We start from the raw sequence: 12,052 nt of genomic DNA, 5'->3' as shown, positions 1-12,052 counted from the left end.
CAGGATCAGCCCGCCAGCCCGCGCGCGGCCTGGTAAGCCCCCAACAGCGCCAGGCTGACCATGAAGCACAGCTTGAACGTGCGCGGCGACAGCCGGTTGCGCAGCCGCTGGCCCAGGGCCATGCCGGCCAGCGCAGGCAGCAGCATCAAGACAGACGCGCCCGCGGCGCCAGCGGTGTAACCGCCGTTGAGCCACAAGCCGGCGGCCAGCGCCACGGTCGACACCGTGAAGGAAATGCCCATGGCCTGGATCAGCGCGTTCTTTTCCAGGTTGAGGGCCTGCAGGTAAGGCACGGCGGGTATCACGAAGACGCCTGTCGCCGCGGTGATGACGCCCGTGACGGCGCCGGCGGCAAACCCCAGCGCTTGCTCATGCCGGGGCGGCACGTTGGGCGGCGTTCCGAACAGGCCCCACGCCGCGTAGGCAATCAGCGCCAGACCCAGAAGAACACCCGCCCTCTCGCCAGAAGGCGGGCCCAGCCAGAGGGCCCCGGCCAGGGTGCCCACGCAGATGCCGGCCTGCATGCCGGCGATGCGCTGCAATACCCGGCGCAACGTGAGCCAGGGGCCGGCCTGCCACAGGTTGGTGATCAGCGACGGCACGATCAGCAGCGCCGCCGCCTGCGCGGGGGCCATGACCAGCGCCAGCAACGCCATCGAAATGGTGGGCAGGCCCAGGCCGACCACGCCCTTGACGACGCCGGCCAGGATGAAGACCGCGACGATGGCGGCCAGCAGCGAGGGATCCGGAAGCGTCATGCGGGCTCGCAGTGCGCGGTCAGCGCATCCCTGGGGCGGCCGAACAGGGCGTACGCGACGTCCTGGGCGGGACCTTCGTTCTGGCGGGCGGCGCGCAGCAGCCATGCGCGGCCCTCGCACAGGTCCGCAGGCTGCGCCGGACCATACAGCGCGGGCCCGCCAATCAGCGCGATGCCCAACATGCGTTGCGCCGGCGCGTGGTCGGCGCGCGCGGCGGCGCGCAGCCACGCCAGCATGGCGGCGTAGTCGCCCTGGGTCTGCGCCTCGAGGGCCAGCGCGTATTGCTGCGCGGGTTCGATGGGCTGGCCGAGGCTCGTCTTCGCTTCGGCCGCGCCTGAGGCATGCAGCGCCAGCAGAATCGCGGCCATCCCTGGCCATCGCGCGCCCCAGTGGCGCCAAGTGGTAATTTTCATGGGATTTCCCCTTCGTCGCTGAGTACGGCCACATTCTGCGCCGCGCCGCGCGCCCCTTCCTATCGGGATCTTGCATAGGCAGGCTATGGAAGCGCCTGAGGCTCGCGTGCTACGCTTTTTCCATGCGATTCGACCTGACCGACCTTCGTCTTTTCCTGGACGTGCATGAAAGCGGTTCCATCACCGCCGGCGCGCGGCGTTCCCACATGACGCTGGCCTCGGCCAGCGAACGCATCCGCGGGATGGAAGACGCGCTGGGCGTGCCGCTGCTGCTGCGCGAGCCGCGCGGGGTGCAGGCCACGCCGGCAGGACGCACCCTGGTCCACCACGCTCGCGTGGTGCTGGGGCAGATCGACCGCATGCGCGGCGAGCTCGACCACTACGGGCTGGGGCTGAAAGGACACGTGCGGGTGTTGTGCAACACCACGGCGCTCAGCGAATACCTCCCGCCGGTGCTGGGCGCGTTCCTCAAGGACCATCCGCGCATCTCCGTCGACCTGGAAGAGCGCCTCAGCCATGAAATCGCCGACGCGTTGCGGGCGGGCGCGTGCGACATCGGCGTGCTGGCGGACTCGGCCGACTTGCACGGCCTGCACACGCGCATCTTCCGCCACGATCCGCTGACGCTGATCGTGCCGCAAGGCCATCCGCTGGCGGCGCATCCGCGCGTGCTGCTGGAAGACGTGGCCGGGCACGAGTTCGTGGGCCTGGTCGAAGGCAGCGCGCTGCAGGAGCACATCGCACATCATGCCCGCCGCAGCGGCAAACCATTGTCGTATCGCGTGCGCCTGCGCAGTTTCGATGCCGTGTGCCGGATGGTGGGGCAGGGAGTGGGCGTTGCCATCGTGCCGCGCGCGGCGGCGGTGCGTTATGGCCGGGCCGCCGGCATCAGCCGGGTTGTGCTGGCGGACGCCTGGGCCGCGCGGGATCTGGTGCTGTGCGTGCGCGACGACCTGCCGGCGTATGCCGCGGAACTCGTGGCGTACGCCTTGCGGGATGCGCCGGCTCCCAGCGTGCGGAAACGATAACTATCAGAAAGGGAGTGGACGCGAATCCGCCCGGGCAGTAGCGTAATGATCTGCCCGCCCACTTTCACACCATCGCCATGTCCGACGTCCCCCTTTTCGGCGCCACCGCCGCCCCGGACCCGCTCGTCTGCAACGGCGCCGCCCTGCGCAAGGCGACGCGTCGCGTGTCGCAGCTTTATGACACGGTGCTGGCGCCTTGCGGCTTGAGGGTGTCGCAGCATTCGATCCTGCTCCACATTGCGCGCGCCGGCGCGCCTTCCATGACCGACCTGGCGCGCGCCATGGTGCTGGACCGGTCGGCATTGGCCCACAACCTCAAGCCGCTGCAGCGGGACGGCTACGTAAGGATGAAGCGCGACTCACTCGACGGCCGCAGCCGCCGGGTCGAACTTACCGATACGGGCGCCGCGAAACTGGCGGAATCAAAGCGCTTGTGGAAGGACGCGCAGAGCCGGTTCGAGGCCGCCTACGGCGTGGAACGGGCAGCGGCCCTGCGCCGGTCGCTGGCCGACATCTTTTCCGACGAATTCGCGCTGGCGTTCAGCCGCGGCTAGTCGCGTCCCGTCGCGGCGTGCCGACTGCGCGCTGGGCGCCGCCCAGCATCAGCACGGCGCCCAGCACGCACGCCATGCCGCCGATCTGCGCCGCGGACAGCGATTCCCCCAGCAGGCCGGCCGCCAGCGCCACCGCCGATACCGGCGCCAGGGCCGTGAACAGCGCCGCTTCCGATCCGCGCACGCGCGCCGCGCCCGCATACCAGAGCAGAAACCCTCCCACCGTGGGCACCAGGGCGTAATACCCGACCGCCGCCACCGCGCCGGCGGGCAGAGCCAGTGTCCACGGGGCTTCGGTCGGGCAGGCCAGGGCCGAGAACGCAAGGCCAAGGCCGGCCATCAGGGTCGACAGGGCCAGCGGCGGCACCGGCGTGCGCAGGCGCTTGTTCAGCAGGATGAACACGCCTTCGCAGGCCACTGCGCCCAGGATCAGGGCGTTGCCGGCCAGCGAGCTTTCGCCGCCCGGCGCGGCGGGGCCGCGCGCCATCATCCATACGCCGAATGCCGCGACGCCGATCGCGGCCAGCGCGGCCTTTCCCGGCCGTTCGCCGAGCACCAGCACCGCGATCGCGGCGGTGACGAGCGGCAGCGTGCCCAGGATGATGCCGCCATCGACCGCGGTTGCGCGCTGCAGCCCGGCGATCAGCAGCGTCGTGTACCCCACGCTGCCCGCGACGGCCTGCACCGTCAGCAGCATCCAGTCGCGCCGGCACAGACGGGGAATCCGCGCGCCGGACATGGCCATCAGCAGCGCAAAGCAGGGCAGCGCAATCGCAAAGCGCAGCGCGGTGGCGGTGAAGGGCGGCAATCCCGCTCCGATCAGCTTGCTGGCGACGACGGTGCTGCCCACCAGCGCCATGGCTGCGGACAGATAGACATATCCGCGGATCCGTTCGCTTCCGATCATTGTTCGCACCCTGTGGAAAAGGCGGATCGTACGTTCGGCTCGCCGGCCAGGTCTTGAACGAAATTGCGGGCGAAGCGGGAGTCAGGCGCCGCCGGCAGCCATCGCGTATCGGCGGGGCGACACGCCATAGGCGCGCACGAAAAGGCGAGTCATGTGGCTCTGGTCTGCAAAGCCGGACATCGCGGCCACATCGGCCAGCGCCGCGCCCTGGCGGATGAGCCGTCGCGCCAGCAGCAGGCGGCGTTGCATCTGGTAGGCGTGAGGCGTCAGACCCGTGACGCGGGAGATGGCGCGCAACACCTGATACCGGCTCAGATCGCTGGCCGCGGCCAGGTCGGCCAGGGACAAGGGAGCCGCGGGATCGTCGTCGATCAGGGCCAGCGCGTGCCGGACCGAAGCCGGTACGCCGGGACGCGGCGCGGGCGGTGGATGAATGCCCTGCGCAACGCTCGCCTGCGCCAGCACGCGCAGCAGCAGCGCATCGCAGGCCAGCGGCGATGTGCCGGCGGTGGCCTGCGCATACAGCGCAAGCACGTCGCGGGCGAGGGCGGGCCGGTCCTGCGCGGGATGTTCGAATTCGTACTGCTGCGGGCGACCCTGGCGGATGTCGGCCGCCGCGTCGGCAACCACGCTCAGGTCCAGGTACAGCATCTGCCACGCGCGCAGCGCGCTGCCGATCGGCGCACCATCATGGACTTCTCCGGGATTCACCGTGATGACATGGCCGGGCCCGGCCTTGACCTGGCCGCGGCCGCTGTGGGACACCTGGGCGCCGCGGCGCATGACCCCGATGCCGAACTGCTCGTGCGTGTGCCGGGCGAACGCGTGGCTGCTGCAGGCCGCCACGGCCTGCACGCCGGGGATGGCGCTGCGCTGCATGAGGAACTGGCCTGCGGACATGGGCGTAGGGGAAAGGGGGGGCGGGACCGACCCAGTATCGCTCCCGGCGCCCCGGACGATCAAGCTATTGCAGGCCGTTCCAGCGCGCCACCGAGGGTTCGGCCGCGGCCCATTTCCATTGACCGTCCTGCCGGCGACAGATGGTGCTGGCGTAGGCAGGGGCCGCGCCTTCCAGTTCCACCGTGAACAGCACTTCCCGGCAATGGGCCAAGGGCGTGTCGATGTCGCGCACGGCCTGGATGCTGCCGCGTTCGTTGCCCACGGGCAATGCGCGCTTGATCTGCCACTGCCGGACTTCGCCGATGGGTTGTTCGCCCACCGCGTTGGCCATGACGTTCTGCTGATCGTTCTTCCATTCGCGCAGCACATATTTGACCGTGGCGTCCACCGCCGCCTGCACCGAGACGCCGATCGCGTAGCCGGCGACCGGATTCGCCGTGGCCGCCCCGCTGAGCGTGCCCACCACCGCGCCGGTCGCGCCGCCGATCGACGAACTCTGGCAGCCTGCCAGCCCAACGCTGGCGGCCAGCGCCAGCAATCCCAGCCCGCGCCTCACTGGAGCGAACCCCAGCGCGCGGTGGCGGGTTCGGCGCTTGCCCAGCGCCACTGCTTGCCGTCGCGGCAGACGGTGGTGACGTAGAACTCGCGCAGCGGATCCGCGCCGGGCTTGTCGGCGGGCGTGTCGATCGAGAACACCACTTCCTTGCATTCGAGGTTTGCGCCGCCGATCAGCCGGCTGACCGTGACCTGGCCGCGCGCATCGCCCTCGATGGGAATCTGGTGCTTGACGTTCCAGCTTGCGACCTTGCCGACCGCCAGCGGGCCCGCGGCCTTCGCGATGGCATCCTGCTCTTCGCCGCGTGTCTGGCGCTGCGCGTAGGCCAGCGCGGCTTTGGCGCCGGCCTGCACGCCCAGGCCGATGCCGGTGGCGACGGTGGCGTTGTCGGTGACTTTGTTGGCGATGGCGGTGCCGGCGATGCCGGCTGCAGCGCCGGTGCCTTCGCCAAGGATGGAACTGCAGCCTGAAAGCGCGGCCATGGTGGACAGCCCCAACAGGGCGAGCGCGCGGCGGCTCGCACGGGTTGGCGAAATCGTGAACAAGCTGCTTGCCCTCCTGTCGTGAAAATCGGCGGCGCAAGTATAGGAGGGCGCGCGGGCCCGCGGATGCGGGCTTTACATTTGTTGGCATTTTTCCGCCCGCATGGCGGACGGAAAGAATCAGGATGCCGGATGTTGCGACAGCACGGGCCGGGCGCGGCGGGCGCGCCAGGTACGCACGATCAGCTTTTCGACCTCGACGATGCAGAAGAGCACGCCGGCGGCCACCAGGGTCAGCGTCCAGTATTCCGGCGGCAGCGGCACGGTGCCGAAAACGCGGTTCATCCAGGGCAGATAGATCAGCGCGCACTGCAGCAGGCCCAGCAGTATGGTGACCAGCCACAGCGCCTTGTTGCGGAACATGCTGGGCGTCAGTGGAAAACGGTCCTGCAGGCGGCAGTTGAACAGGTAGGTCCATTGCGCCGTCACCAGCGTCTGCAGGATCACCGTGCGAATGAAGTCTGGATCGCGGCCCGCGGCGATGAGGCTCTTTTCGATGACGAAGGCCGCCGTGGTGAACAAGAGGCCCACGAACGCAATGCGCCAGATCGCGAAGCCGTCGAGGATCGGTTTTTTCGGATCGCGCGGCGCGCGCTGCATCATGCCTGGCTCGGCGGGCTCGAACGCCAGCCCGAAGGCCAGCGTGATGGACGTGGCCATGTTCATCCACAGGATCTGCAGCGGCGTCAGCGGCGCCAGCGCGCCGGCCAGCAGCGCCGCGATCACCAGCAGCCCTTGCGCCAGGTTGGTCGGCAGGATGAACAGAATCGTTTTTCTCAGGTTGTCGTAGACGCGGCGGCCTTCTCGCACGGCATAGGCGATGGAGGCGAAGTTGTCGTCCGCCAGCACCATGTCGGCTGCCTCCTTTGTGACCTCGGTGCCCTTGATGCCCATCGCCACGCCGACGTCGGCCTGCTTGAGGGCCGGCGCGTCGTTGACGCCGTCGCCCGTCATGCCCACCACTTCGCCCAGGCCCTGCAGCGCGCGCACCAGGCGCAGCTTGTGCTCGGGGCTGGTGCGGGCAAAGATGTCGTGGTCTCGAGCCAGCGCGGCCAGTTCTTCGTCGCCGATCTGCTGCAGTTGCGCGCCGGTGACGGCTTCGCGGGTGTGGGTCATGCCCAGCATCGCGCCGATGGCCAGCGCGGTTTCGGGATGGTCGCCGGTGATCATCTTCACGCGGATGCCCGCCTGGTTGCACTGGGCGATGGCCTCGATGGCCTCGGGGCGCGGCGGGTCCATGATGCCGGCCACCCCCAGCAGGATCAGCCCGTCCTGGAAGTCCGGGTGATCCAGCACGGTGGCGCCCGGCAGGCCCGGCTTGTAGGCCGCGGCCAGCGTGCGCAGTCCCTGGTGCGCGAAGGCCTCCAGGCCGCGTTCCCAGTAATCCAGGCGCAGCGGCTGGGGGCCGTCTTCGCCCTGTTCCTGGTCGCACAGCTTGAACAGCACGTCCGGAGCGCCGGTGACGTAGATCACGTTCAGGCCGTGGTCGTCGCAGCGGCGCGCCATGTATTTGTAGCTGGAGTCGAACGGCACCTTGCCATGCTTGTCCACGCTGTCCAGCCCCTGGCCCGCCTTGGCCGCCAGCACCATCATCGCGCCCTCGGTGGGGCCGCCCACGATGCGCCATTGGCCGTCCGCGTCTTCGTGCAACTGGCTGTCGTTGCAGATGGCCGCGGCGCGCACGAACCGCGTCAATGCGTCCTCGCTCGCCCAGTCCACCGGCTGCCCGTCGGATTCGCGGGTGATCTCGCCCACGGGCTGATACGTGTCGCCCGCCACCCGATAGACGCCCTGCGCCAGCAGGACGTTCTTGGCGGTCATTTCGTTCATCGTCAGCGTGCCGGTCTTGTCGGAGCAGATCACCGTCATCGCGCCCAGCGTTTCCACCGTGGGCAGCTTGCGGATGATGGCGCGGTTGCGCGCCATGCGCTGCACGCCCAGCGACAGGATGATGGAAATGATGGCCGGCAGCCCTTCGGGCACCGCCGCCACCGCAATGCTGATCAGGGACAACAGCAGATCCGACAGCGGCATGTCCAGCACGAAGTGGCCCAGCAGGAACAGCGCCGCCACCATCACCAGCACCACCTGGAAGATGCGCTTGCCCAGCTGTTCCATCTGCCGCAGCAGCGGCGTCTGAAGCGTCTGCACGTTGCTCATCATGCGGTTGATGTGACCGATCTCGGTGTCGCTGCCGGTGGCCACCACGACGCCACGCGCATTGCCGGCCGCCACGTGGGTGCCCGAAAAACCCAGGTTCAGGCGATCGCCCAGCGGCGCATCGCCGGGCAGGGGCGCCTCGTGCTTTTCCACGACGGTGGATTCGCCTGTCAGCATCGATTCCTCGACGCGGAAATTGTGTGTGTCGAACAGGCGCACGTCGGCGGGAATCTTGTCGCCCGGACGCAGAATCACGATGTCGCCCGGCACCAGGTCGCGGGCGTCGATCTCTTCCTTCTGGCCGTCGCGCACCACGCGCGCGTGGTTCGACAGCATGTTGCGGATGCCGTCCAGCGAGCGCTCCGCCCGGCTTTCCTGCACGTACCCGATGATGGCGTTGATGACCGCCACCGCCAAAATGACGGCCGTGTCCAGCCAGTGGCCCATCAGCGACGTCACCACCGCGGCGCCCAGCAGGATGTAGATCAGCACGTCGTTGAAATGACCCAGGAATCGCAGCCAGGCGCTGCGGCGGGCGGGGGGCGGGAGGGCGTTCAGGCCGTGGGTTTCCTGCCTGCGCCGGATCTGGTCTTGAGACAAGCCAGAGGGACTGGTCACCTGGGCGGCCAGGGTCTCTTCGACGGAGAGCTGGTGCCAGGATTGAGGAGCTTGCGGAGCCTGCGTGTTCGCCTGCGTCATTGCCTACGGCCTCCCGGGACGGGCGCCGTGACCGGGCCGGGAGTCGGGGGCCGCACGGGTCAGTCCGGCCTTCATGATACGACGCCGCGCCGCGGCGGGCGATCACGCGGGCGGGCGCGCACCCTTGTTGTAGACCTCGCGCAGGGCGGCGGCGAACAACGCGTCCACGTTGCGCCGCAAGCCGTCCGACCGGGTGAACAGCGAAATGGGCGGCAGCGTCCAGTCGAAGGAGTAGGGCACGATGGCCGCGCCCGCGATGCGGACCAGTTCGTCCGCGATGTCGGCGGGCAGGATCGTGACCGCGCGGTCGCTGGCCACGATCATTTCTCCGATCAGCTTGGACGAGTCGCTCTGCACCGACGGCGGCGGTGGCGCGACCCCCGCGCGCAGGAAAATGTCGGCCACCTGTTCCCGGATCGGGCTGCCGGGCGTGCCCAGGATCCAGTCCAGGTCAGCCAGCGTGTTCCATTCCAGCCGCGAGCGGCCCAGCCGCGCAGCCAATCGGCGGCTGGCGATAAGGCGCGGCTGCTGGTGGTACAGCGTTTCGAAGCCGATATGGCTCAGGTCCACCGACGGCGTGGCCCAACCGACGACGACGTCCAGCGTGTGGTCGCGCAGTTGGCGCAGCAGCGCCGGCCCCTGGCCCTCGTGGATGGTGGCGGTGATGCGGCGCCCCTGCAGCAGCGTGCGTCCGATGGCGGCCGACAGCATCTGGCCGGACACGAACGGAATGACCCCGATGTGCAGGTGGGCGGCATGGCCGGCCGCCACCGTTTCCATTTCCTGCACCAGATGGCCCAGATCGTGGACCAGCCCGCGCGCGCGGGCAAGCACGACGGCCCCCATGGGAGTGGGCGTCATGCCGCGCACCGACCGCTCGAAAAGCGGCACGTCGAACATGCTTTCCAGTTCGGCCAGGGCGTTGGTCACGGCGGGCTGGCTGGTCGCCATGTGCTCGGCCACCCGCGTCAGCGACCCGTGCTGCTCGATTTGCAGGAGCAGCATCAGGTGGCGCATCTTCAGGCGCGACGTCAATTTGCGTAGAACGGCGTCCGGATCAAAGGCCGTCATAGGAGACCCATAAGTAACATCTAATGGATCAATATTAAATCCGAATGATCGCCTTATGCCTTGGGCCCTAGAATTTTCCCCATTCAAGACAACGAGGTTACAGCCCCATGAACTCGCAATCAGACCGCCAGGCGGCATTGGACTATCACGAGTATCCCGTTCCGGGAAAGATCTCGGTCGTGGCTTCCAAGCCGCTCGTCAACCAGCGTGACCTGGCGCTGGCCTATTCGCCCGGCGTGGCGGCGGCCTGCGAGGAAATCGTGGCCGACCCGGCCAATGTGTACCGCTACACCGCCCGCGGCAACCTGGTGGGCGTGATCTCGAACGGCACCGCGGTGCTGGGGCTGGGCAATATTGGCGCGCTGGCCTCCAAGCCGGTGATGGAAGGCAAGGCGGTGCTGTTCAAGAAGTTCGCCGGCCTGGACGTCTTCGACATCGAAATCAACGAAACCGATCCGGACAAGCTGGTCGAGATCATCGCCGGCCTGGAAGCCACGTTCGGCGGCATCAACCTCGAAGACATCAAGGCCCCGGAATGCTTCACCGTCGAGCGCAAGCTGCGCGAACGGATGAAGATTCCCGTTTTCCATGACGACCAGCACGGCACCGCCATTACCGTGTCGGCCGCCTTCATCAACGGCCTGAAGGTCGTGGGCAAGGACATCAAGTCGGTCAAGGTGGTGACCTCGGGCGCGGGCGCCGCGGCGCTGGCCTGCCTGGATCTGATGGTGGACCTGGGCCTGCCGCTGGAAAACATCTGGGTCACCGACATCGAAGGCGTGGTCTACGAAGGCCGCACCACGCTGATGGATCCGGACAAGGCGCGTTTCGCGCAAAAGACGGACGCCCGCAAGCTGGCCGACGTGATCAGCGGCGCGGACGTGTTCCTGGGCCTGTCGGCAGGCGGCGTGCTGAAGCCGGATATGGTGGCGGCCATGGGCACGCGTCCGCTGATCCTGGCGCTGGCGAACCCCACGCCGGAAATCCTGCCGGAAGTGGCGCACGGCGTGCGCGACGACGTGGTCATGGCCACGGGCCGTTCGGACTACCCGAACCAGGTCAACAACGTGCTGTGCTTCCCGTACATCTTCCGCGGCGCGCTGGACGTGGGCGCCACGACCATCACGCGCGAAATGGAAAAGGCGGCGGTCTACGCCATCGCCGAACTGGCTGAAGAAGAGCAGAACGAAGTCGTGGCGGCGGCCTATGGCACCTACGACATCTCGTTCGGTCCGGAATACCTGATCCCCAAGCCGTTCGATCCGCGCCTGATCGTGCGCATCGCGCCGGCGGTGGCCAAGGCCGCCATGGAAGGCGGCGTGGCCACGCGCCCGCTGGCCGACCTGGAAGCCTACGAAGAACAGCTGCAGCAGTTCGTGTACCACTCGGGCGCGTTCATGAAGCCGCTGTTCTCGGCCGCCAAGCGCATCGTGCGTTCCGGCGGGAAGGCGCGCATCGTCTTCACCGAGGGCGAAGACGAGCGCGTGCTGCGCGCGGTGCAGGTCATCGTCGACGAAGGCCTGGCCCGTCCGATCCTGGTGGGCCGTCCCGCCGTGCTGCTCTCGCGCATCGAGAAGTTCGGCCTGCGCCTGCGCCTGGGCGAGGACGTCGAGGTCACCAACCCGGAATACGACGAACGCTTCCATCAGTACTGGACGACGTACTGGGAACTGATGTCCCGCCGCGGCATCACCAAGGAAATGGCGCGCGTGGAAATGCGCCGCCGGCTGACGCTGATCGGCGCGATGATGGTGCACCTGGGCGACGCCGACGGCATGGTCTGCGGCACGGTCGGCGCCTACCATGACCACCTGCGTTTCGTGGACGAGGTCATCGGCCGCCGTCCGGGCCACAACGTGTACGCCGCCATGAACATCCTGCTGCTCGACGAGCGCACGGTGGTGCTGGTGGACACGCACGTCAACGACGAGCCCACGGCTGAACAGATCGCCGAATTCACCATCATGGCGGCGCAGGAAATGGCCCGCATGAATCTGGCGCCCAAGGTCGCGCTGCTGTCGCGATCGAATTTCGGTTCGGGCAGTTCCGCGTCGGGCGCCAAGATGCGCCGCGCCCTGGAACTGGTGCGCGAAGCGGCGCCCGAACTCGAGATCGACGGCGAGATGCACGGCGACTGCGCGCTGGACGAGGGCCTGCGCATGCGCATCCTGCCGTCGTCCACGCTCAAGGGCGAGGCCAACCTGCTGGTGTGCCCGAACGTGGACTCGGGCAACATCGCCTACAACCTGCTCAAGACCGCGGCGGGCGGCAACGTCGCCGTGGGTCCGTTCCTGCTGGGCGCGAATGCGCCGGTGCACATCCTGACCAACAGCTCCACCGTGCGCCGCATCATCAACATGACGGCCATGACCGTGCTGGACGCCAATCGCGTGGAAACCAATCAGGCATAAGCGCCGGCCTTCGCCGCGCGCGCGGCGGATCCCGAAAAGACAATGCGCGTCGC

At 68.3% G+C, this 12,052-nt stretch carries 11 protein-coding genes; 3 read left to right on the top strand and 8 right to left on the bottom strand.

What is annotated here, in order from left to right; genetic code table 11:
• Positions 1 to 5: 5 nt before the first annotated feature.
• A complete protein-coding gene (locus RT614_RS06875; protein WP_313621218.1) occupies positions 6 to 758 on the bottom strand; it encodes a sulfite exporter TauE/SafE family protein in 753 nt (250 codons plus the stop codon).
• Positions 755 to 1,171 carry a sel1 repeat family protein gene (locus RT614_RS06870; protein ID WP_313621216.1) on the bottom strand — a complete coding sequence of 139 codons (417 nt, stop codon included), beginning with the start codon at positions 1,169 to 1,171 and terminating at the stop codon, positions 755 to 757. Before RT614_RS06870 ends, RT614_RS06875 begins: the two co-directional genes overlap by 4 nt.
• 122 nt (positions 1,172 to 1,293) lie before the next feature.
• Here RT614_RS06870 and RT614_RS06865 point away from each other — a divergent pair, with 122 nt between their 5' ends.
• On the top strand, positions 1,294 to 2,199 hold the full coding sequence (locus tag RT614_RS06865) for a LysR family transcriptional regulator (RefSeq protein WP_313621215.1): 906 nt from the start codon (positions 1,294 to 1,296) through the stop codon (positions 2,197 to 2,199).
• 77 nt (positions 2,200 to 2,276) lie between these two features.
• Positions 2,277 to 2,753 carry a MarR family winged helix-turn-helix transcriptional regulator gene (locus RT614_RS06860; RefSeq protein WP_313621214.1) on the top strand — a complete coding sequence of 159 codons (477 nt, stop codon included), beginning with the start codon at positions 2,277 to 2,279 and terminating at the stop codon, positions 2,751 to 2,753.
• On the opposite strand, the gene RT614_RS06855 is transcribed toward RT614_RS06860, so the two are convergent.
• The 6 genes from RT614_RS06855 to RT614_RS06830 form a co-directional block, all read right to left on the bottom strand.
• Positions 2,740 to 3,660, bottom strand: a complete 921-nt coding sequence (locus RT614_RS06855) for a DMT family transporter (RefSeq protein ID WP_313621212.1) — start codon at positions 3,658 to 3,660, stop codon at positions 2,740 to 2,742. The genes RT614_RS06860 and RT614_RS06855 overlap by 14 nt on opposite strands.
• Positions 3,661 to 3,741: 81 nt before the next feature.
• On the bottom strand, positions 3,742 to 4,560 hold the full coding sequence (locus tag RT614_RS06850) for an AraC family transcriptional regulator (protein ID WP_313621210.1): 819 nt from the start codon (positions 4,558 to 4,560) through the stop codon (positions 3,742 to 3,744).
• Between the two features lie 64 nt (positions 4,561 to 4,624).
• Positions 4,625 to 5,116, bottom strand: a complete 492-nt coding sequence (locus tag RT614_RS06845; protein WP_313621208.1) for a hypothetical protein — start codon at positions 5,114 to 5,116, stop codon at positions 4,625 to 4,627.
• Positions 5,113 to 5,661: a hypothetical protein gene (locus tag RT614_RS06840; protein ID WP_313621207.1), complete on the bottom strand. Its 549-nt coding sequence runs from the start codon at positions 5,659 to 5,661 to the stop codon at positions 5,113 to 5,115. Before RT614_RS06840 ends, RT614_RS06845 begins: the two co-directional genes overlap by 4 nt.
• Before the next feature lie 117 nt (positions 5,662 to 5,778).
• Positions 5,779 to 8,517: a cation-transporting P-type ATPase gene (locus RT614_RS06835; protein WP_313621206.1), complete on the bottom strand. Its 2,739-nt coding sequence runs from the start codon at positions 8,515 to 8,517 to the stop codon at positions 5,779 to 5,781.
• Between the two features lie 102 nt (positions 8,518 to 8,619).
• A complete protein-coding gene (locus RT614_RS06830; RefSeq protein ID WP_313621204.1) occupies positions 8,620 to 9,588 on the bottom strand; it encodes a LysR substrate-binding domain-containing protein in 969 nt (322 codons plus the stop codon).
• A gap of 107 nt (positions 9,589 to 9,695) precedes the next feature.
• Here RT614_RS06830 and RT614_RS06825 point away from each other — a divergent pair, with 107 nt between their 5' ends.
• Complete coding sequence (locus tag RT614_RS06825) at positions 9,696 to 11,999, top strand: NADP-dependent malic enzyme (RefSeq protein ID WP_313621202.1); 2,304 nt, start codon at positions 9,696 to 9,698, stop codon at positions 11,997 to 11,999.
• The last annotated feature ends 53 nt before the right edge of the window (positions 12,000 to 12,052 follow it).

The sequence above is a fragment of the Achromobacter sp. genome, assembly GCF_032102605.1.
Classification (GTDB): domain Bacteria; phylum Pseudomonadota; class Gammaproteobacteria; order Burkholderiales; family Burkholderiaceae_B; genus Achromobacter.
This window is presented reverse-complemented; position numbering and strand designations above follow the sequence as displayed.